Source organism: Arthrobacter sp. NPDC097144 (assembly GCF_044762205.1).
Lineage (GTDB): Bacteria > Actinomycetota > Actinomycetes > Actinomycetales > Micrococcaceae > Arthrobacter_B.
In genome coordinates this window covers 25536-47186 of the sequence record NZ_JBIWDW010000005.1, presented here as the reverse complement: position 1 = coordinate 47186, position 21651 = coordinate 25536, and the positions used below count along the sequence as shown (strand labels likewise).

Genomic DNA, 21651 nt, shown 5'->3' with positions numbered 1-21651 from the left:
CACCGGGTGGAATCCCTCGGCGCCGGCCCCGCGAAGTGGTAAAACTGCCAAAAGTCCTACAGCGCAGTGATGGCCCGGTCCGTCGGTGCAACAGGTGCCGGGAGCCTGGTGGAGCCCATCAGCCACTGGTCCACGGCTGCGGCACAGGCCCGGCCCTCGGCAATCGCCCAGACAATCAGGGACTGGCCGCGGCCGGCGTCACCGGCAGCAAAAATTCCCGGGGTGCCGGTCATGTAGTAGCCGTCGCGCACCACGTTGGAGCGCTCGTCGAACTCCGTGTGCACCTGGTCCGCCAGGCCGGCGGGTTCCGGGCCGGTGAAGCCAAGGGCAAGGAACACCAGGTCCGCGGGAATGATCCGCTCGGTTCCGGCCTTGGGGACGCGGCGGCCGTCCACAAACTCGGTCTCGGCAATTTTCACGCCGGTGAGCCGCCCGTTTTCGCCCACAAACTCAACGGTGGAGGCCAAGTAGGTCCGTTCGCCGCCCTCCTCATGGGCACTGGCAGTCTCGAACAGGGTCGGATACATCGGCCACGGCTGATGCGCGGCACGCTCAGCCGGCGGCTGCTGACCGATGGCCAGTGTTGTGACGGAGGCCGCCTGCTGGCGGTGCGCGGTGCCCAGGCAATCGGCACCGGTGTCTCCGCCGCCCAGGATGACCACGTGCTTGCCCTCCGCGGAAATTGGGTTCCGGACCTGCTCCCCCGCCACGGCCCGGTTGGCCTGCACCAGGTACTCCATGGCAAAGTGCACGCCGGACAGCTCGCGGCCGGGAATGGGAAGATCACGGGGCACAGTGGCGCCGGTGGCTACCACCACGGCGTCATACCGGCGGCGCAGCTGCTCCCAGCTGATGTCCCGTCCCACCTCGACGCCGGTACGGAAGCGGGTGCCCTCGGCGCGCATCTGGTCCAGCCGGCGGTCCACCTGCAGTTTTTCCATTTTGAAGTCCGGGATGCCATAGCGCAGCAGCCCGCCAATCTTGTCGTCCCGTTCGTACACGGCAACCGTGTGTCCGGCGCGGGTGAGCTGCTGGGCCACGGCCAGGCCTGCGGGACCGGAGCCGACGACGGCGATGGTCTTGTCCGTGAGCCGCTCGGGTGCGTGCGGGTGCACCCAGTTTTCATCGAAGGCCTGGTCGATGATTGAGACCTCAACCTGCTTGATGGTCACCGCCGGCTGGTTGATGCCCAGCACACAGGAGGCTTCGCACGGTGCGGGGCACAGCCGTCCGGTGAACTCCGGGAAGTTGTTGGTGGCGTGCAGCCGTTCAATGGCCTCGCGTCCCTTGTCCCGCCACATCAGGTCATTCCACTCCGGGATGAGGTTTCCCAGCGGGCAGCCCTGGTGGCAGAACGGAATGCCGCAGTCCATGCAGCGTCCGGCCTGAGCCTTCAGGACGCCCTTCTCCTGGGCCTCATACACCTCTTTCCAGTCCATGATGCGCACCGGCACGGGCCGGCGGGGCTGGGTCTGGCGGTCACGTACTTTTAAGAATCCGCGTGGGTCAGCCACCGGTTACCTCCAAGATCTTGGTCCATGCTTCGGCGCCGTCGGGGTCAAGGCCCGCTTCGACGGCGGAAGCACGGGCGTCCAGTACGGCAGCGAAGTCACGCGGCAGCACCTTGGTCATCCGCCCTGCGGTGTTGGCGAAATCCTCCAGCAGGGAGGCGGCCAGCACCGATTCGGTTTCCTCCACGTGCCGGATCAGCAGGCCGCGGACAATGTCCGCGTCCTCGGCATCCAGGGATTCCAGGCGCAGTTCGCCCTTTTCCAGCGAGTCCTTGTTGATCCGTTCGGGGCGGAGATCCAGCAGGTAGGCGGTGCCGCCGGACATCCCGGCGCCGAAGTTCCGGCCCGTGGGCCCCAGGATCAGGGCCTGTCCCCCGGTCATGTATTCGCAGCCGTGGTCGCCGATTCCCTCGACCACCGCCGTCGCACCGGAGTTGCGGACCAGGAAGCGTTCACCCACCTGGCCGCGCAGGAACATTTCACCGCTGGTGGCCCCGTAGCCGATGACGTTGCCGGCAATGACGTTGTGTGCGGCGTCAAAGACGTTGGCCCGGTCCGGGCGGACGATGATCCGTCCGCCGGACAGTCCCTTGCCCACGTAGTCGTTGGAGTCCCCGAGCAGGCGCAGCGTGATGCCGGCCGGCAGGAACGCGCCCAGTGACTGCCCCGCCTGGCCGGTCAGGGTCACGTCGATGGTGTCCGGGGCAAGGGTGTCGATGCCGAAGGTCTTGGTGACGGTGTGGCCGAGCATGGTGCCCACCGAGCGGTCGGTGTTCACCACGTCCAGCGTGATGCGCACCGGATTGCGGTTCGCCAGGGCGTCGGCACTCATCTCGATCAGCTTGTTGTCGAAGTGCGAATCCAGGTCATGGTTCTGCTTCACCATGCTGCGCATGGGCGTCCCGGGTTCCACGACGTCGGCGCCGCGCAGGATCGGCTCCAGGTCCAGCCCGTCGGCCTTCCAATGGTCCACCGCGGCCTTGGTGTCCAGCAGCTCAGTGTGGCCAATGGCTTCCTCGAGTGAGCGGAAGCCAAGTTCGGCCAGGATTTCACGGACTTCCTCGGCCAGGAATTCGAAGAAGTTGACCACGAATTCGGGCTTGCCGGAGAACCGGGCCCGCAGCTCGGGGTTCTGCGTCGCCACGCCCACCGGACAGGTGTCCAGATGGCACACGCGCATCATGACGCAGCCGGAGACCACCAGCGGAGCGGTGGCGAAGCCGAATTCCTCGCCGCCGAGCAGCGCGGCAATGACAACGTCGCGGCCGGTTTTGAGCTGGCCGTCCACCTGCACCACCACGCGGTCCCGCAGGCCGTTGAGCATCAGGGTCTGCTGGGTTTCGGCGAGGCCGAGTTCCCAGGGCGCGCCGGCGTGCTTGAGCGAGTTCAGCGGCGAGGCACCGGTGCCGCCGTCGTGCCCGGAGACGAGAACGACGTCGGCCTTGGCCTTCGTCACGCCTGCCGCCACGGTTCCGATTCCGGCTTCCGACACCAGCTTGACGTGGACCCGGGCACTCGGGTTGGAGCGCTTGAGGTCGTAGATCAGCTGGGCAAGGTCCTCAATGGAGTAGATGTCGTGGTGCGGCGGCGGAGAAATGAGGCCGACGCCGGGCGTGGAGTGCCGCGTGCGTGCCACCCACGGGTACACCTTCTGCGCCATCAGTTGCCCGCCCTCGCCGGGCTTGGCGCCCTGGGCCATCTTGATCTGGATGTCCTGGGCATTGGTGAGGTACAGGCTGGTGACGCCGAAGCGGCCCGAGGCCACCTGCTTGATGGCGGACCGGCGCTCCGGATCCAGCAGCCGCTCCGGGTCTTCGCCGCCCTCACCGGTGTTGGACTTGCCGCCGAGCCGGTTCATGGCAATGGCCAGTGTCTCGTGGGCTTCCTGCGAGATGGAGCCGTAGCTCATGGCACCGGTGGAGAAGCGCTTGACGATGCTCGACACCGGTTCCACTTCTTCCAGCGGAACAGCGGGCCGCTCTCCGACGCGGAAGTCCAGCAGTCCGCGCAGGGTCATGAGGTTCCGGGACTGGTCATCCACTCCCGTGGTGTAGGCCTTGAACACGTCATAACGGCGTTCCCGGGTGGCGTGCTGGAGCCTGAACACGGTCTCCGGGTTGAACAGGTGCGGCGGCCCTTCGCGGCGCCACTGGTACTCGCCCCCGTTGTCCAGCGGGCGGTGCGGATCCTCGATTTCGTCGTCGGGGTAAGCGCTGGCGTGCCGGGCGGCAGCCTCCGCCGCGATGACATCCAGGCCGACGCCGCCGAGCTGGGTCTGGGTGCCGTGGAAGAACTCATCCACCAGTTCCTGGCCCAGGCCCAGGGCCTCGAACGTCTGGGCTCCGCAGTAGGAAGCGACTGTGGAGATGCCCATTTTGGACATGATCTTCAGGACGCCCTTGCCCAGGCCCTTGATCAGGTTGGCTACCGCTTCTTCACGGGTGACACCGGTGATGTCCCCGTTGCGGACCAGTTCCTCGCAGCTTTCCATGGCCAGGTACGGGTTGACTGCCGAGGCGCCGTAGCCCATGAGCACTGCAACATGGTGGACTTCGCGGACGTCGCCGGCTTCCACCAACAGGGAGATCTTGGTGCGGTTGGCGCTCTTGAGCAGGTGGTGATGCACGGCGGAGAGCAGCAGCAGCGACGGGATGGGTGCCCACTGCGCGCTGGAGTCCCGGTCCGAAAGGACAATGTACTCGATGCCGCGGTTCACGGCGCCGGACACCTTCTCGCAGATTTCCGCCAGCCGGGCGCGCAGTTCCGCTTCGCCGCCCTGCGGCCGGTACAGCCCGCGGACCTTGAGTGCGATCTTTTCGCCGTCGGCGTTGGTCAGTTTGGCGATCTTGGCCAGCTGGTCATTGTTGATGACCGGGAAGTTCAGGGCCACCTGGTGGGTGCGGACCTGGCCGGCGGCCAGCAGGTTGCCCACCGGTCCAATGGAGGCACGCATGGAGGTCACCAGTTCCTCGCGGATGGAATCCAGGGGCGGATTGGTGACCTGGGCAAAGGACTGCACAAAGTAGTCGAAGAGCAGCCGCGGGCGCTGTGAGAGCACCGCGATCGGCGTGTCCGAGCCCATCGCACCCAGGGGTTCGGCGCCGGTTCGGGCCATCGGGCCCAGCAGGATGCGCAGTTCTTCCTGCGTGTAGCCGAAGGTCCGCTGGCGGCGGTTGATGGACGCCTTGGTGTGCAGCACGTGTTCGCGCTCGGGCAGATCTTCCAGGGAAACCTGGTTTTCCTTCACCCACTGCGCCCACGGGTTGGCGGCGGCCATTTCCGCCTTGATTTCCGCGTCCTCGATCAGGCGGCCGGCTTCGGTGTCCACCAGGAACATCTTGCCCGGGGAAACCCGGCCCTTGCGGACCACCTTCGCCGGATCAATGTCCACCACGCCCACTTCAGAAGCGAGCACCACCAGTCCGTCCTCGGTCACCCAGTAACGGGCCGGGCGCAGGCCGTTGCGGTCCAGGACCGCGCCCACGGACGTGCCGTCGGTAAAGGACACTGCAGCGGGACCGTCCCACGGTTCCATCAGCGTGGAGTGGTACTGGTAGAAGGCACGCCGGGCCGGATCCATGGTGGCGTGGTTTTCCCAGGCTTCGGGAATCATCATCATGATGGCGTGGGTGATCGGCCGGCCGGAGAGCATCAGCAGCTCGGCAACCTCGTCAAAGGACGCCGAGTCCGAGGCCCCGGGGGTGCAGATGGGGAACAGCTCTTCCGGCGTCTCCCCCAACAGCGGGCTCTTCAGCTGGGACTGCCGGGCACGCATCCAGTTGCGGTTGCCCTTGACCGTGTTGATCTCGCCGTTGTGCGCAATGGTGCGGAACGGCTGGGCCAGCGGCCAGGACGGGAAGGTGTTGGTGGAAAACCGGGAATGGACAATGCCCAGCTTCGTCTTGAAGCGCGGATCCGACAGGTCCGGGTAGAACGGCTCCAGCTGCGCGGTGGTGAGCATGCCCTTGTAGACCATGGTCTTGGAGGACAGCGAGGGGAAGTAGACGCCGAACTTGTTCTGCGACCGCTTGCGCACGCGGAAGGCGCGGGCATCCAGGTCGGAGGCGTCGCCGTCGGCCGGTGCCAGGAAAACCTGGGCAAAGTGCGGCATGCAGGCCCGGGACATGGCGCCCACCAGATCCGCCACCACGGGAACTTCGCGCCAGCCCAGGACGGTGAGCCCCTCGGACTCCGCCATGGCTTCCACGCCGGCACGGGCGGTGTCCTGCTCCCGTCCCTCGGTGGGCAGGAAAGCGGTGCCGACGGCGTAGGCGCCGGCGGGGGGAAGGTCAAAGGACGTCACGGCCCGAAAGAATTCATCCGGCACCTGGGTGAGCAGCCCGGCACCGTCGCCGGTGCCTTCATCAGCACCCACGGCACCGCGGTGCTCGAGGTTGCGCAGGGCGGTCAGCGCGGCATCAACAATGTCGTGCCCGGGTTCTCCGCGAAGGGTGGCAATGACGGCCAGGCCGCAGGCGTCCTTTTCATTCTCGGCCCGGTACAGCCCGGAATCCGCCGGGAAGTTGGCGAAGCGGGTGAAGGGCGAGAGCACAGAAGAAGCGTCTGCTTCGCCGGGCGGAAACGGTTCAGTCATGAGAGGTAAGTCCTTCCCCCTGATTGAGAGCTGGGAGGGGACAACGCTGGCCCCACGGCGGCAGGCCTAAGCGCTCCGCGGTGTTTCGGTTCGCCGCGGGAGAGAAGTGCGGGGTGGTTCCCCTGAACCCTCCCGGGCGGCCACATCAACGTGGCAGAAGCACCCGCCGGGAGGGTAATCCGGACCGGTGCTACTTTGCAGTGCCCGGGTTTCCGGGCTGACGAGAATCGATGTCCTCGTTTTTTGTCTCTGCGAGATTAGCACGCGGCTGCTTGCCGGACGGGCCGGATCCGGAATCCTGCGGTTCCGTTTCAGTGTTGTTATCTGCGCCGTCTTCGGCTGCCACGGTTGCCGGCTCATGTCCGGACAGGTAGAGGGACCCACTGTGCCCTTTACCGGCGCGGATTGTGAGGAAAATGAACATGCCCACGGAGAAGAGGAAGATCAGAATACTGGTCCACACATTGAGCCGTTGTGTGACGCCGAGGAACGTAATCATTTCGGCGTCGTCAATGCGCAGGAGCTCGATCCACAGCCGTCCCAGGGTGTAGAACGCGGCATAAATCCAGAACAGGCGTCCGCCGCGCAGCCGGAACCGCTTGTCCAGGGCCAGCAGCAGGACCACGCCGGCCAGGTTCCACAGGGACTCGTAGAGGAACGTGGGATGGAACAGGGTGCCCGGGGCCGTCCCTGAGGGGAAGTTGGCGTTGTTGGGGTCGATTTCCAGGCCCCAGGGCGCGTCGGTGGGCCCGCCGAAGAGCTCCTGGTTGAACCAGTTGCCCCAGCGGCCCACGGCCTGCGCCAGCAGCAGCCCGGGGGCGCCTGCGTCGGCAAAGGCGGAAAGCTTGATCCCGGCGCGCCGGCAGCCAATCCAGGCGCCAAATCCGCCCAGGGCGACGGCGCCCCAGATGCCCAGCCCGCCGCGCCAGATCTGCGGGATCAGGGACAGGTCCCCGTCCGCGCCAAAATAGGCGTCCGGAGACGAGATGACGTGGTAGAGCCGCCCGCCGATAATGCCGAAGGGAATGGCCCAGATGGCGATGTCCCAGACGGCTTCTTCGGGAAGTCCGCGTCGCTTCCAGCGTACGGAGGTCATCCACAGGGCCAGGATGATGCCGGCCAGGATGCACAGCGCGTAGGCGTGGATGGTGAGCGGCCCCAGCGAAAAACTGCTGAAGTCCGCGGACGGGCTGGGGATGCTGGCCGGAGCCGTCACGGACATCAGGTTCATTAGCTGCTCTTTCGGGTTCCGGTGCTCAGTTCACGGGTCAGGTCCGCCACGGCGGGAACGCCGCCGTCGCGCAGCGCGGCCACCAGGGCCGTGCCCACAATGACGCCGTCGGCGTAGGCTCCGATTTCCCTGACATGGCCGGAGTTGGAGACGCCCAGGCCCACACAGACCCGCTGCGCACCCGCTGCACGGGCGGCGGAGACTACGTCCTTGGCGGCACTGCTCACCGAGGTGCGGGCGCCGGTGACGCCCATGATGGACACCGCGTAGACAAAACCGCGGCTGGCTGCCACGGTGCTCTTCATCCGTTCAGGAGTGGAGGAGGGAGCCACGAGGAATACCCGGTCCAGGCCGTACTTGTCCGAGGCTGCCATCCATGCGGACGCTTCATCGGGGACGAGGTCCGGAGTAATCAAGCCCGCTCCCCCGGCTTCTGCCAGCCGGCGGGCGAATTCGTCCACGCCCATGCGGACCACGGGATTCCAGTACGTCATGACCAGCACGGCGGCGTCGGTGGCGGCAGTGATGCCGGCAACGACGTCGAACACCTGGCTGACACGGAAACCGGAGGCCAGCGCTTCGGTGGTGGCGGCTTGGATGACGTGGCCGTCCATGACCGGATCCGAGTACGGAATGCCGATTTCGATCAGGTCTGCACCGTTGCGCGCCAGTGCAATACCGGCGTCGATGGTTTCCTGCACCGTGGGGTAGCCCGCGGGCAGGTAACCGATCAGGGCGGCACGGCCGTCCGCGGCGGCGCGGTCAATGGCCGCCGCCGACTTGCTGGCAGCGGTGGTGCCGGCTCCGGATGTGTTGTCCACTGCGGTGCTCACAGCTGCTCTCCCTCTTTGCCGAGTTCTGCTTCGGCTGACTTGTCATCCAGCAGGTTGAACCATTCCGCGGCTGTTGCCACGTCCTTGTCCCCGCGGCCGGACAGGTTCACCAGCACGATCTTCTCGGACACGTCTGCGCCGCCGTCGGCCGCTTCAGCGGCAATCCGCTGGCCCACCTTGATGGCACCGGCCAGTGCGTGCGCGGACTCGATGGCGGGGATGATGCCCTCGGTGCGGCACAGCAGCTGGAAGGCGTCCATCGCCTCGCTGTCGGTGATGGGCTCATAGGATACCCGGCCGATGTCCGAGAGGTAGGAGTGCTCCGGGCCGACGCCCGGGTAGTCAAGACCGGCGGAGATGGAGTGCGATTCCACGGTCTGCCCGTCTTCATCCTGCATCAGGTAGGAGCGGGCGCCGTGCAGCACGCCGGGGCGGCCCAGGGTGATGGTGGCCGCGTGCCGGCCGGTTTCCACGCCGTCGCCGCCGGCTTCGAAGCCGTAGATCTTCACCGACGCGTCATCCAGGAAGCCGTGGAAAATGCCGATGGCGTTGGAGCCGCCGCCGATGCAGGCGCACACGGCGTCGGGCAGCCGGCCGGTCTGTTCCAGGATCTGGGCCCGGGCCTCCTCGCCGATGACTTCGTGGAAGTAGCGGACCATGGCCGGGAAGGGGTGCGCTCCGGCGGCGGTGCCCAGCAGGTAGTGCGTGTTGTCCACGTTGGCGACCCAGTCACGCAGCGCTTCGTTGATGGCATCCTTCAGCGTGGCGGAACCGTGCGTGACCGGGATGACGGTGGCGCCAAGCAGTTCCATCCGGGCCACGTTCAGGGCCTGCCGGCGGCAGTCCTCGGCCCCCATGTACACCACGCACTCCAGGCCCAGCAGGGCGGCCGCGGTGGCGCTGGCCACGCCGTGCTGGCCGGCGCCGGTCTCGGCGATGATGCGGGTCTTACCCATCCGCTTGGCCAGCAGTGCCTGGCCCAGGACGTTGTTGATCTTGTGGGATCCGGTGTGGTTCAGGTCTTCGCGCTTGAGGAAGATCCGCACTCCGCCGGCGTGCTGCGCAAAGCGCTTCGCCTCGGTCAGCAGTGACGGGCGGCCCGAGTAGTTCTTGTTCAGGTCCGCAATCTGGGCGCGGAACTCCGGGTCGGCCTTGGCCTTCTCGAAGGTGTCTTCCAGCTCATCCAGGGCGGCAATCAGGGATTCAGGCATCCATCGCCCGCCGTACTCGCCAAAGTAGGGGCCGGCGGCATGGCGCAGCGAGCCGTGCACGTTCAGGAAGGCCTCGGCCACCTCCTCCGTGACGGTTCCGGCCGCGGCGCGCTGGGCGTCGTCCGCGGGCGCGGTGTCAGTGGCGGGTGCTGGTGCCGCGGCGTTGCTCTGTGCCGCGCCTGTCATATCCGGGTTCCCGGTCATGGGGCTGGTTCCTGTCCTGCTTTGGTCCGGGCGGCGGACCGCCCGGACAGGGAAGATGGTGCTTTGTCTGTTCCTGCCGTCAGCTTCTGCCGGAACTGCTGCGGGCGGCAATGGCCTCTCGGCCGATACGGGTGAACTCGGCTATGGTGGCAGCCGGATCGTTGTGGCGCACCAGTGCCTCGCCCACCAGGACGGCATTGGCGCCGTCCGCAGCGTACTGCTCGACGTCGGATGCGTCCCGGACGCCCGATTCAGCGATCACGAGCGCTGCGGCGGGGATGCTGCCGGCCAGCGGCGCGAAGACCGAACGATCCACGTCCAGGGTTTTCAGGTTGCGCACGTTCACGCCGATGATGCTGGCGCGGGCCGCGACGGCGCGTTCAACTTCCTGAGCGGTGTGCGTTTCCACCAGGGCATTCATGCCCAGCTCGTGGGTGAGCGCCAGGAAGTCCTTGAGCTGTGCGTCGTCCAGTGCTGCAACGATCAGCAGCACCAGGTCCGCGCCGTGGGCCCGGGCTTCCCAGATTTGGTACTCATCAACGGTGAAGTCCTTGCGCAGCAGCGGAATATCCACTGCGGCGCGGACGGCGTCGAAGTCCGCCAGGGATCCGCCGAAGCGGCGCTGTTCGGTGAGCACGCTAATGACGGCCGCGCCGCCCGTCTCATAGCTGGCGGCCAGTGACGCGGGGTCGGCAATTTCAGCGAGGGCGCCCTTTGACGGGCTGCTGCGCTTGACCTCGGCAATGACGCGCAGCTCCCCGCGGGGAGAGTCATAGCCGCCCAGGGCGGCAAAGGCGTCCAGGGCGGGAGCGGCCGCACGGGCACGCTCCCGCATCTGTTCCAGCGGAACCGACCGCCGGCGTGCCTCAAGGTCCTCGGCGACGCCGGCGATGATGTCGTCCAGGACAGTCATTTAGTGTCCGCTGTTGGAAAGCTTGGAGCCGCCTACGCCGTAGCCGGCCTTCTTCATGACAAAACCGACAAGGAGGCCCACGACCATGACGCCCAGGCCGACGCAGAACCACAGGGTGCTGGCGGCGATGAAGGCGATGCAGGATACCGCGGCGCCGACGATCATGATCAGGACGCAGGTCCAGGCTGCGGGGGTGTTGCCGTGACCGATGGTCTCATCGTGGATGCTGGCGTGACGCTCGGCTTCATTTTCCGGCTTGGTGTCAACGTTGCTGCTGGTGGCGTTTGAGCTCATGGTAAATCTCCTCTAGACGAATCAGTTTCCATTCTGCCATTGACTGGCGGAAACTCTTTCACATATTGCGGTGCTTCGGTGCGCCCGGCGTTGTGCCGGAGCCGGCGAAATAAAAATCAGCGGTAGTTGGTGGGGTCATCCCCGCGGGTCAGCCGGTCCCAGCTGTCGATCTCATCCACGGGTTCGGGGCCTGCATCGCTGTCAGCTGCGTTGTCAGCGGCCGCTGCGGACGACGCCGTCGTGCCCTCCCCCGCCGTTGCCTCCTGGCCTGCGGTCCTCGAACCGCCCTGCGCGTTGGCGGATTCCGCCGCCGCAGCCGGTGCCGGTGCGTAGCGGCGCGAGGACTTCCAGCTGCGGCCGGCCACGGCCAGCCAGACGCCGGTGAGCGCAACCAGGATTCCGCAGACCAAAGCGGCCCACGGCATGGCGGTCAGCGTGATGACCGTGTTGTCGGATCCGCTGACACCGATGGCCTGCCCGATGGCGCCGGACGCACCCTGTGCCGGGTCGTTGATGACCGTCCAGCTGGCCGCCGCAATGCCTGCGCCGGAGATGAGGAGAATGACGCTGACAATCCAGCGGGCCACCGGTCCGGCGATGGAGGCCGCCAGGCCGGCGGTGATGGCGACGACGGCGAAGGCGGTGACTGCCGTTGCTGCGTCGGACCCCGAAACGGCCAGGTCCGGGGTCTGGACGGCTGTGCGGGGCAGCTGGACATCCAGCCAGGTGCGCGTGGTGGTGGCAAAGGCCGCGATGCCGAAAAGCACCGCCGCCATAATGACGGTTCCCTTGCGCTGCCACCGTTTGGTGGGTGTGCTCACTGCGGTACTTCCTGCTCTGAGAGGTGGAACTTCTATGATTTGGAGAACTGCTCGGTGCTGGTGAACTGCGCTGCGCCGCTGAACTGCTCGGTGCTGCTCAGCTGCTCGGTGGCGCTGACGGTTTCCAGGCTTCCGGCGATCAGCGCCGCACGCAATGGTGCCGCTGCCTTGTTGACGGTTTCCTGCGCCTCGGCTTCGAGGTCGGAGTCCGCAACGATTCCGCCGCCGGCCTGGACAAAGGCTTTGCCGCCCCGCAGCAGCGCGGACCGGATGGCGATGGCCATGTCCATGTCCCCGGCGAAGTCCAGATAGCCCACCACTCCGCCGTAGATGCCGCGGCGGTGCGGTTCCAGCTCGTCCAGCAGGCGCAGGGCGCGCGGCTTGGGAGCACCGGACAGGGTCCCCGCCGGGAAGGTTGCGGCGAGCACGTCGTAGGCGCTGCGCTGCGGTGCGAGTTCGCCCACCACCGTGGAGACCAGGTGCATGATGTGGCTGAAGCGCTCCACCTCCATGAACTGGGTGACGTCCACGCTGCCGGGAACACACACTTTGGAAAGGTCGTTGCGGGCCAGGTCCACCAGCATCAGGTGTTCGGCGCGTTCCTTCTCATCCGCCAGCAGTTCATCAGCCAGTCCCCGGTCCAGTTCCGTGGTCTTTCCGCGCGGCCGTGATCCGGCGATCGGATGGGTAATGACTTCGCTGCCCGTGACCGTCACCAGCGCTTCGGGCGAGGAGCCGACGACGGCGAACGGATTGCCGCGCGAGTCCTCGAAGTTGAACAGGTACATGTACGGACTCGGATTGGTGTTGCGCAGGACGCGGTACACATCCAGCGCGTCCGAAGCGCAATCCAGTTCAAAGCGGCGGGAAATGACCACCTGGAACACTTCGCCGTCCACAATGGCTTCCTTGCCCCGCTGCACCGCCTTGGTGTAGTCGGGCTTGGGCCAGGATTCTTTGACGCCGTCGGTGAGGGTGGAGGTGTCCACGGTGCCGCCGCGCAGGACGGAGACCGGCTGCGGGGTGGGTTCGGCCAGCCGCTGCAGCATCGATTCCACCCGGGCGACGGCGTCGTGCCAGGCCTCATCCACGCGTTCGTCGGAGCCGTCCATGTTAATGGCGTTGGCCACCAGCATGACGGTGCCGTTCGAGTTGTCATGGATGGCCATGTCCGAAACCAGGTTCATGGCCAGCTCGGGCAGGTCCAGGTCATCGACGGGAGGGTTGGGCAGTTTCTCCCAGTGCCGCACGGTTTCCCAGCCGACAAATCCCACCAGTCCCGAGGTGAAGGGAGGCACGCCGTCCAGCCGTTCGGTTTTCAGCAGTTCGATGGTGCGGGCTACGGCTTCCACGGGGTTTCCGTCCACCGGCACCCCGGCCGGCGGCTCGCCGAGCCAGTGGGTTCCGCCGTCGTGCGTGGTGAGGGTGGCGCGGGAGGAAGCACCGATAAAGGAGTAGCGGGACCAGACGCCGCCGGCGGCTGCGGATTCCATCAGGAAGGTTCCGGGCGCGCCGGCGGTGAGCTTGCGGTAGATGCCGATGGGCGTGTGGGCGTCGGCCAGCACGCTCATATGCACCGGAACGACCCGGTGCTCAGCGGCGAGCGCCCGGAATTCCTCGAGGCCGGGACGGATTACTCCAAGATCCTGCATGTATGTTTTCTTTCCGTGTCAGCTGGGAGCGTCGGTCGCGGCCAGGACCGGCAGGTCCCGTCCGTCAAAGCAGGTGCGGGTTCCGGTGTGGCACGCGGCGCCCACCTGGTCCACGCGGACCAGCAGGGCATCGCCGTCGCAGTCCAGTGCCACCGACTTGACCCACTGGACGTGTCCGGACGTGTCGCCCTTGCGCCAGTACTCTTCCCGCGAGCGTGACCAGAAGGTCACGCGGCCGGTGGTCAGGGTGCGGTGCAGCGCCTCGTCGTCCATCCAGCCGAGCATCAGCACCTCACCGGTGTCATGCTGCTGGACGACGGCGGCCACCAGCCCGGCCGGGTCGCGCTTCAGGGCGGCGCTGATAGCAGGGTCCAGGCCGGATACCGGCGGGAATTCGGAAGAAGAAAGTGAAGGAGACATCGTATCGATTCTAGTGGGTGCGGCCGCCGAGCGTTCGCCGTGAACCTCCCGCGCTGTTCATGGAGCTTTCCATGCCGCTTTGGACACCGGAGCTTATGGGGCGCAAACCGCGCCGCTACCGTGGAAGGAAGGCCGCCGCGCCGGGATACCAGATCAGCCGGGAAGGACCCCGCCATGACCACTTCACCCTCACCTGCCGGCCCCGTGGCCGTGATTACCGGGGCTTCATCAGGCATAGGCGCAGCAACAGCCAGGGCTCTGCATGCCGCAGGATACCGGGTGGCGCTGCTTGCCCGGCGGCTGGACCGCCTTAACAGCCTCGCTGCGGAACTCGGTGAAGGCGCCGTAGCCATCGAGGCGGACGTCACCAGCCGTGCCGCCCTTCAGGCGGCCGCCCAGCGGGTGAAAAGCGAACTTGGCGGCACCGACGTCCTGGTCAACAATGCCGGCGTCATGCTCCTTGGCGCGTTTGGCCCGGACCGCGATAACGACTACCGGAACATGATCGGGATAAACCTGCTGGGTGCCATCACAGCTACCGAGGTGTTTTTGGACCAGCTGCGCGACGGCGGCGGCGACCTCATCAATATGTCTTCAGTAGCCGGCCGCACGGCGCGGCCCGGAGCAGCCGTGTACGCGGCCACCAAGTGGGGACTGATCGGCTTCTCTGACTGCATGCGGCAGGAGCTGCTGCCCGATGTCCGGGTGACGGTGGTTGAGCCGGGATATGTGGCCACTGATCTGCCCACCCACATCACGGACTCCGCGGCACGCGAATCCACCGAAGAACTGTATTCACACATCACCGTCACCCCCGAAGACATAGCCGGCGTCATCGTCTTTATCCTGGCCCAGCCGCGGCGGATGGCCGTCAATGAGATTGTTGTCAGGCCGAGCAACCAGCAGCACTGACCCGCCGCGGGCAAACCTTTAGCGCTGATGCCGGCGGCACAGCCTGCCACCCAAGCCAAACGGTTCTTAACGTGCTAGTTTCAGCAGTGATGCGATTTGTACAGCCCTCCCGTGAAGTCCTGGCCGAAACGTTGCTTGCGGCCGGCCCTCAAGCACCCACTTTGTGTGAAGGCTGGCTGACCAAAGACCTTGCCGCCCACCTGTACCTTCGGGAGCATAAACCCGCCGCCGCACTGGGATTCTTCCTGAAGCCCTTTGCTGCGAAGACGGACCGGGCCATGGAGGAGACCACGGCGCAGGCGAACACCGTGGAGGGTTACGCCAAACTGGTCCGGGCCTTCCGCTCCGGACCCCCGCGTCTGTCCCCCATGCGCCTGGGCGCCGTGGACAACAGCGCCAACCTCACCGAGTACTTCATCCACACCGAAGACGTCCGCCGCGCCGGCGACCGCTGGGCACCGCGCGCCCTGGACGCCGAATACTCGGACGCCCTGTGGGCGGACCTCATCAAGCGTGCCGCCCTGCTGTACCGGGGCGTGGACCTGGGCATTGTGCTGGTCCGTCCGGACGGACCGCGGCATGTGGCCAAGCGTGCCCCCGTGTCCGTAGCCATCGTCGGCGAGCCGGGTGAACTGCTGATGCATGCCCACGGCCGAACCAAGCAGGCGCTCGTGATGTTCGAGGGCCAGCCGGACGCCGTCGCACTCCTGCAAAGCGCGGAGATAGGCCTCTAATCTCCCGGTCCCTTCGGCCGCCACTGCAGCCGGGGATGGGAGAACCCTCCGCATTGAGCGGATGAATCCCCTTGCTGCTCGGGCGCCGGAGCTGCGACATCCTTACGTCCTGCTGACCTGCCGCATCCCCCTGACCTTCGGCACGGGCACGCAGTTCACGCCTGCCTCTGATTCACGCCCCAACCTTCCGGGGGCATCCATCCGGTGAATATCAGTCCCAGTGAAAAACTGGTTGCATGTACTGCAAGTTACCGGTAGCGTGCAGTGCATGACACCGTCCACTGAATCCGTTCTAACCCAGCTCCGCAAGGGAACCGTGGACTATTGCGTTCTCGCCTGCCTGCGCTCCGGGGCCGCCTATGGGCTTGAGATTGCCGAGCGCCTGGGGGACGGGAAAGTGTTGTTTGCCAGCGGAGGCACCCTCTATCCGCTGCTTTCCCGACTGCGGCAGCAGGGGTGGGTCACCACCACGCTGGAGCCGTCACCGGTTGGACCGCCCCGCCGGTATTACCACCTCACCGAGGAGGGCGAGAACGCATTGCAGGTCTTCACCCAGACGTGGAACCTGTTCGCCTCGGACGTTACAACCATGATTAAGGAAGCCTCATGAACACCACTGAACCGCTGCCGGCACTGCTGGAGACATACTTTGCCGACCTTGACCGGGCACTGATCGGTGCTGATCCGCGGGAGCGTGCCGAGACAATCCAGGCCATGCGCGAGGATGCTGTCGAAATGCTGAACCAGTTCGGAGCTTCAGAGGAGACGGCAGAACGCGTCATCGCCGACTTCGGACCCGTTGAGCAAATTGCTGCCGCCGCCACTCCCGCGCCCCCTGCTTTTGCCGCACCCGCCGCACCTCGCCCCTGGGCGGACATTTGGCTGATCGTGGGTTCCATTGTTGGCTTCATCTACTTCCTTTTCCCGGTACTCTCCATCGCAATGCTCATCTGGGCAACCGTGAGGCTGCGCCGCCATGCCGGGAGCCGCTCACTGCAAAAGGGTGCCGCATGGGTGACCGGCATTGCCGTCGCACTCTTCTTTATTCTCTTCATCCAACGCTTCATCCCCTTCAACTAACATCGGGCGGGCTGCCGGGAGCAGCCCGCCCGATGTCGTTCTTTCAGCGGGTTGCCGCCACCTGTGGGTCAGGCGGAAAGTTCCGCGCCACAGATCCCTCCAAGCTCGAGGCGTGGGGGAATAATCAGTCACCCGCCTCCAGGGCCCCGATAACTGCGGCGTCCAGCACCGCATGAAGCATCGCTTCGCCAACTGATGCACGCTTCTCCCCCAACCGGCGCGGGGCAGAGAGCACCTCATCCACCGGGACCCACCCTTCGGTGCTAAGCACCAGCCCAAAATCGCCGGGAACTTGGCCAAGCGCACAGGACACCATCCTGCTGATTTCCGCCCCCGGGATGACCGCTCACGCTTCCCGCCCTTCCCCGCACCCCAACGTGACTTGACTCACTCTGCATATTCGGTCAGGATGTTCCCGACCGACCAGTTGGTCGGCTTTACGGACGAGACAGAAAATTGGGGGGATTGATGGCTAGTTCCATGCAAAGCCGACCGACCGCTGCGCTGGACCACGGCGGCAAAGGACTGGCCTCCGGAAAGCTGGGGCTGCTGCCTTCGACGGTGATCGGGCTGGCCTCCACCGCTCCGCTCTATTCCCTTGCCGCCACCCTGGGATTCATAGTGATGGCCGCCGGTGCCCAGGCACCCGCAGCCCTGATCGCAGCCTTCATCCCGATGTGCCTGACAGCATTCGCGTACCGCGAACTGAACACTGCAATTCCGGACAGCGGCACGGCGTTCACCTGGGGAACCAAGGCCTTTGGCCCCAGAACGGGCTGGATGGCCGGATGGGGCGTCATGGTGGCGGGTGTCATCGTGATGGCCAGCCAGACAGAGGTTGCCTCCAAGTACCTCCTGCTCCTGATAGGTGACGGCTCGATCGCCCAGAACAAAGTTCTGGTCACATCATTCGGTGCCGTCATCATCGTGGTGATGACCTGGATTTCCTACCGCGATGTCGAGACCGGCGCCTGGACGCAGTACCTGCTGATGGCCCTCCAATATGCAGCAATCATCGCGTTTTGCTTTGGTCTTTACTTCGCTGTTGCTGCTGCGCCAACCCTGGGCATGGAATTCTCCTGGGACTGGTTCAATCCCTTCGCGACCGACAATCCTGCGGGATTCATTCAGGGCGTACTGATTGCCATTTTCATCTATTGGGGCTGGGACACCTGCCTGGCGCTGGCGGAAGAGACAAAAAACCCGCGCACCACGCCGGGTTTCGCGGCACTGCTGTCAACCGTCATGCTGCTGGTCACTTATATCGGAATCACCGTTCTGGCCATGCTGTTTGCCGGAGTAGGAACCGAAGGCAAGGGGTTGGCGAATCCCGACGGCGCCGAAGACGTCTTCTTTGCACTGCGCACCGACGCCCTGGGTTCCTGGGGCTGGTTGCTGGTCTTCGCCGTCGCGGTTTCCGCACTGGCCACCTGCCAGACGACAATCCTGCCCACCGCCCGCGGCACCCTGGCCATGGGTGTGTACGGAGCGCTGCCCAAGAGCTTTGCCTCCATCAGCAGCCTGTACAAAACCCCCAGCTATTCCACCGTGTTCACCGGAGCAGCCTCCCTGGTCTTTTACGTGGGAATGACGATCATCTCCGGCGACATTCTGGCCGACACCATTGAAAGCACTTCATTGGCGGTGGCCATGTATTACGCCATTACCTCTTTTGCCTGCATCTGGTACTTCCGCTCCAGCTTGTTCTCGTCCGCACGGAACTTCACCCTGCGCTTCGCCATGCCGCTCATTGGCGGACTGATGATGACCGCAGTGTTCCTCTTCTCCGCGGTCAGCATGCTGGATCCGGAATACGGGACCACCACCGTGCTGGGAGTGAGCGGCACCTTTGTCATGGGCGTCGGCTCCCTCGCCGCAGGCCTTGCCGTGATGGCCGTCTGGTCACGGAGGCCGGCGGCACGGGACTACTTTGAGGGCCGGTCGCTCAACGCAGACACCCCCGTTCTGGTCCCCGAGCACTAAGCACCTTCCAACCCGCAATCCCCCACTCCATATCCCTATCCAAGGAAAGCAAGGAATCATGCATATTCTCATCATCGGCGCCGGCGGCGTTGGATCCGCCGCAGCCCGCATCGCCTCCCGCCGTCCCTTCTTCGACCGGATGACCATCGCGGACTACGACGCCTCCCGCCCGGAAGCACTGGTCGGAACCATCGGAGATCCCCGGTACAGCGCCGCCCAGGTGGATGCCTCCAGCGAGGAAAGCCTGGTGGAACTTATTTCGTCCAGCAAGGCCACGCACGTGCTCAACGCCGTCGATCCCCGCTTTGTCATGCCGATCTTCAACGCCTGCAAAACCGCCGGGGTAACCTACCTGGACATGGCCATGAGCCTGTCCGTCCGGCATGCAGAAGAGCCCTTCACCAAGACCCACGTCATGCTGGGTGACGACCAGTTCGCCGTCGCCGACCAGTGGGCGCAGGACGAACAGCTGGCGTTGGTGGGCATTGGCGTGGAGCCCGGGCTCTCCGATGTCCTCGCGCGCTATGCCGCCGACGAACTGTTCGACGAAATCGAAGAAATCAGCGTGCGGGACGGGGCCAACCTCACCGTCGAGGGCTACGACTTTGCCCCCTCCTTCTCCATTTGGACCACTATTGAGGAATGCCTCAATCCCCCGGTGCTCTTCGATAAGGACAAGGGCGGCTGGTTTGCCGCGGAACCGTTCTCGGATCCCATTACCTTCGAATTCCCCGAGGGAATCGGCGAAGTTGAATGCGTGAACGTTGAACACGAAGAAGTGTCCCTGATGCCGCGCTGGATCGACGCCAAGCGGGTGGACTTCAAGTACGGACTGGGCAACGAATTCATCGAGGTGCTGCGGACCCTGCACAAGCTGGGCCTGGACTCCACCGAACCCGTCACCGTGCGCGGCCAGCAGGTGTCCCCGCGCGACGTCGTCGCCGCCTGCCTTCCGGATCCCGCTTCCCTGGGCCCCCTCATGAAGGGCAAAACCTGCGCCGGTGTCCTGGTGAGCGGTGTCCTGAAGGACGGCTCGAAGGGCTCACGCTACCTCTACCATGTGGCGGACAATGAAGAGACCATGAAGCGCGACGATTCGCAGGCAGTGGTCTGGCAGACCGCCATCAACCCGGTGATCGCCCTGGAACTGCTGGCCGACGGCGTCTGGAAGGGCGCCGGCGTTTTGGGCCCCGAGGCCTTCGACGCGAAGCCTTTCCTGGAGCTTCTGGCTGCCGAAGAGCCCGCAGGCTACGGATCGGCGTGGGGTATCGTCGAGAAGTAGACCAGACCAGCAGAACCTGAGCGTCGGCGGCGCACTTCCTCCGCAACCCGAGGGGTGCGCCGCCGCTTTTATTTCCGGAGAACCACTGTAAATGACCACAGGCAGCAAGCAGGACAACATCATCGATTCCTACGTCGCGTTGCTTTCCGAACAGGGACTCCACGACGCGACCATCGAGGCAACCGCCCGCCACTGCGGGCTGTCCAAGGCCGGGCTGCTGCATCACTTTCCCTCACGGCAGGCCCTGGATGCCGGGCTCGTCAGCCGGCTGCGCACCCTGATCGATGACGACGTCGCAGCCATGGCGCAGGCGCCCGAACGCGCAGTGCACTATTACCTGGCCTCGTCGCTGGACGAAGCATCCCCGTTGGAACGCATGGTGGTGGCTGCAACGCGCCTGGCTCAGAGCGGGAATGAAGAAGCCGCCCAGGTCCTGCGCTCCGGACGCGACCGCTGGTATGCCCTGCTGGTGGAAGCGCTGGGAGATCCCGCGCTGGCCAAGCTGGCGCTGCTGGCCGGTGACGGGCTCAGCTACCACCTGGACATTACCCGCGGTGCCCGCGACGGATTCATGGGCGAGGGCACCCTGGACGAACTGGTTGCGCTGCTGGTGAACCGCCAACCGGCAGCCTGAGTACGCTTCCGCCAAGGGTGAGCCAAACGCAAAAGGCACCCCGCCAAACGGCGGGGTGCCTTTTTCCTGCCGGCTGAATACCGCCGGCTAAAGGGTTAGATGGTCGACGCGTCGATGACGAAGCGGTAGCGCACGTCGGACTTCAGCACGCGCGAGTAGGCGGTGTTGATTTCGGCGGCGTCGATCAGTTCAATCTCCGGCGCGATGTTGTGCTCGGCGCAGAAGTCCAGCATTTCCTGGGTTTCGCCGATGCTGCCGATGCCGGAGGAGGCAAAGGAACGGCGGTTGCCCATGAGGCTGAACACGGAGATCGGCAGGGGCTCGGGCGGAGCGCCCACGTTGACGATGGTCCCGTCCAGGCGCAGCAGCGACAGGTACTGCTGCATGTCCACCGGAGCGCTGACCGTGTTGATGATCAGGTCAAAGGTGTTGGCCAGCTTCTCGAAGGTGCCGGCGTCGCTCGTCGCGTAGTAGTGCTCGGCACCGAAACGCAGGCCGTCTTCCTGCTTGTTCAGCGACTGTGACAGCACGGTCACTTCGGCGCCCATCGCGGCGGCGATCTTGACGGCCATGTGGCCGAGTCCGCCCATGCCGACGACGGCAACCTTCTTGCCCGGGCCCGCGTTCCAGTGGGCCAGGGGCGAGTAGGTGGTGATGCCGGCGCAGAGCAGCGGGGCGGCTGCTTCGTACGGGATGCTCTCGGGAACGCTGAGAACGAAGTCCTCAACCACCACGATGGACGTGGAGTACCCGCCCTGGGTGATGCTGCCGTCGCGGTCCACACTGGTGTAGGTTCCGGTGTTGCCCTTGAGGCAGTAATTTTCCATGCCGGCCTTGCAGTTCTCGCACTCGCGGCAGGAGTTGACCATGCAGCCAACGCCCACGCGGTCGCCAACCTTGTGGCGGGTAACTTCGGCGCCAACCTCGGCAACGGTGCCCACGATTTCGTGGCCCACCACCTGCGGGTACTTGATCTGGCCCCATTCGCCGCGGACGGTGTGGATGTCAGAGTGGCAGACACCGGCGTAGGCGATGTCGATCAGGACGTCATGGGCGCCGACGTCGCGCCGTTCGATGGTGGTGGGAACCAGGTCATCGGTGGGCGAGGTGGCGGCATAAGCGCGTGCGGTAGACATATATCTCCATGCTGTGGGGGAAAACAGTGCCGGAGGGCACTTAAAGCACAAGTCGGCACCGTCGTGATTTATTTCCCGGAGCGCCGATTCATGCCAATGACGCCACGCCTTGGCCAGCATCATGCCCCGCGAGATGGCAGTAGGTGTCCTTCCCAGCGCTGGGAAGGACACCTACTCCCCAATCGGGGGGGGCGGAAGATAAATCG

At 65.4% G+C, this 21651-nt stretch carries 19 protein-coding genes; 7 read left to right on the top strand and 12 right to left on the bottom strand.

The genetic code is table 11. The features are described from left to right. Nucleotides 1-56: 56 nt before the first annotated feature. From ACIQXM_RS12720 to hisI, 10 genes are all read right to left on the bottom strand, one after another. Nucleotides 57-1514, bottom strand: a complete 1458-nt coding sequence (locus ACIQXM_RS12720; RefSeq protein WP_400932013.1) for a glutamate synthase subunit beta — start codon at nt 1512-1514, stop codon at nt 57-59. Next, nucleotides 1507-6105, bottom strand: coding sequence for a glutamate synthase large subunit (gltB, locus tag ACIQXM_RS12715; protein ID WP_400932012.1), 4599 nt, complete (start codon nt 6103-6105; stop codon nt 1507-1509). The genes ACIQXM_RS12720 and gltB overlap by 8 nt, the downstream gene beginning before the upstream one ends. Before the next feature lie 190 nt (nt 6106-6295). Continuing rightward, complete coding sequence (gene lgt, locus ACIQXM_RS12710) at nt 6296-7336, bottom strand: prolipoprotein diacylglyceryl transferase (protein ID WP_400932010.1); 1041 nt, start codon at nt 7334-7336, stop codon at nt 6296-6298. Continuing rightward, nucleotides 7336-8169: a tryptophan synthase subunit alpha gene (gene trpA / locus ACIQXM_RS12705; RefSeq protein WP_400932008.1), complete on the bottom strand. Its 834-nt coding sequence runs from the start codon at nt 8167-8169 to the stop codon at nt 7336-7338. The genes lgt and trpA overlap by 1 nt, the downstream gene beginning before the upstream one ends. After that, the gene (trpB, locus tag ACIQXM_RS12700) at nt 8166-9584 is read right to left on the bottom strand and encodes a tryptophan synthase subunit beta (RefSeq protein ID WP_400932006.1); all 1419 of its coding nucleotides are present in this window, start codon (nt 9582-9584) and stop codon (nt 8166-8168) included. The genes trpA and trpB overlap by 4 nt, the downstream gene beginning before the upstream one ends. A gap of 79 nt (nt 9585-9663) precedes the next feature. Then, a complete protein-coding gene (trpC, locus tag ACIQXM_RS12695; RefSeq protein WP_400932004.1) occupies nt 9664-10497 on the bottom strand; it encodes an indole-3-glycerol phosphate synthase TrpC in 834 nt (277 codons plus the stop codon). Then, nucleotides 10498-10791, bottom strand: coding sequence for an HGxxPAAW family protein (locus ACIQXM_RS12690; RefSeq protein ID WP_400932002.1), 294 nt, complete (start codon nt 10789-10791; stop codon nt 10498-10500). A gap of 116 nt (nt 10792-10907) precedes the next feature. After that, on the bottom strand, nt 10908-11612 hold the full coding sequence (locus ACIQXM_RS12685; protein WP_400932000.1) for a Trp biosynthesis-associated membrane protein: 705 nt from the start codon (nt 11610-11612) through the stop codon (nt 10908-10910). Between the two features lie 32 nt (nt 11613-11644). Beyond that, entirely contained in the window at nt 11645-13264 is a 1620-nt protein-coding gene (locus tag ACIQXM_RS12680) for an anthranilate synthase component I (RefSeq protein ID WP_400931998.1), read from the bottom strand. Nucleotides 13265-13282: 18 nt separating this feature from the next. Then, on the bottom strand, nt 13283-13684 hold the full coding sequence (gene hisI, locus ACIQXM_RS12675; RefSeq protein ID WP_400931996.1) for a phosphoribosyl-AMP cyclohydrolase: 402 nt from the start codon (nt 13682-13684) through the stop codon (nt 13283-13285). Nucleotides 13685-13858: 174 nt separating this feature from the next. Between hisI and ACIQXM_RS12670 the strand changes: the two genes are divergently transcribed. The 4 genes from ACIQXM_RS12670 (at nt 13859) to ACIQXM_RS12655 (ending at nt 16410) form a co-directional block, all read left to right on the top strand. Beyond that, the gene (locus ACIQXM_RS12670) at nt 13859-14596 is read left to right on the top strand and encodes an SDR family oxidoreductase (protein WP_400931994.1); all 738 of its coding nucleotides are present in this window, start codon (nt 13859-13861) and stop codon (nt 14594-14596) included. Between the two features lie 89 nt (nt 14597-14685). Beyond that, nucleotides 14686-15330: a TIGR03085 family metal-binding protein gene (locus tag ACIQXM_RS12665; protein WP_400931992.1), complete on the top strand. Its 645-nt coding sequence runs from the start codon at nt 14686-14688 to the stop codon at nt 15328-15330. 268 nt (nt 15331-15598) lie between these two features. Further along, nucleotides 15599-15940: a PadR family transcriptional regulator gene (locus ACIQXM_RS12660; protein ID WP_400931990.1), complete on the top strand. Its 342-nt coding sequence runs from the start codon at nt 15599-15601 to the stop codon at nt 15938-15940. Continuing rightward, nucleotides 15937-16410, top strand: a complete 474-nt coding sequence (locus ACIQXM_RS12655; RefSeq protein WP_400931988.1) for an HAAS signaling domain-containing protein — start codon at nt 15937-15939, stop codon at nt 16408-16410. Before ACIQXM_RS12660 ends, ACIQXM_RS12655 begins: the two co-directional genes overlap by 4 nt. A gap of 124 nt (nt 16411-16534) precedes the next feature. On the opposite strand, the gene ACIQXM_RS12650 is transcribed toward ACIQXM_RS12655, so the two are convergent. Beyond that, on the bottom strand, nt 16535-16681 hold the full coding sequence (locus ACIQXM_RS12650; RefSeq protein WP_400931986.1) for a hypothetical protein: 147 nt from the start codon (nt 16679-16681) through the stop codon (nt 16535-16537). A 209-nt stretch (nt 16682-16890) separates the two neighbouring features. On the opposite strand from ACIQXM_RS12650, the gene ACIQXM_RS12645 reads away from it, so the two are divergent. From ACIQXM_RS12645 to ACIQXM_RS12635, 3 genes are all read left to right on the top strand, one after another. After that, on the top strand, nt 16891-18393 hold the full coding sequence (locus ACIQXM_RS12645; protein WP_400931984.1) for an APC family permease: 1503 nt from the start codon (nt 16891-16893) through the stop codon (nt 18391-18393). 58 nt (nt 18394-18451) lie between these two features. Further along, a complete protein-coding gene (locus tag ACIQXM_RS12640; RefSeq protein WP_400931983.1) occupies nt 18452-19675 on the top strand; it encodes a saccharopine dehydrogenase family protein in 1224 nt (407 codons plus the stop codon). Nucleotides 19676-19766: 91 nt separating this feature from the next. Next, the gene (locus ACIQXM_RS12635; protein WP_400931981.1) at nt 19767-20309 is read left to right on the top strand and encodes a TetR/AcrR family transcriptional regulator; all 543 of its coding nucleotides are present in this window, start codon (nt 19767-19769) and stop codon (nt 20307-20309) included. 95 nt (nt 20310-20404) lie between these two features. Here the strand turns inward: ACIQXM_RS12635 and ACIQXM_RS12630 are convergent, their stop codons facing one another. Then, nucleotides 20405-21445, bottom strand: a complete 1041-nt coding sequence (locus tag ACIQXM_RS12630) for an NAD(P)-dependent alcohol dehydrogenase (RefSeq protein WP_400931979.1) — start codon at nt 21443-21445, stop codon at nt 20405-20407. Between the last annotated feature and the right edge of the window lie 206 nt (nt 21446-21651).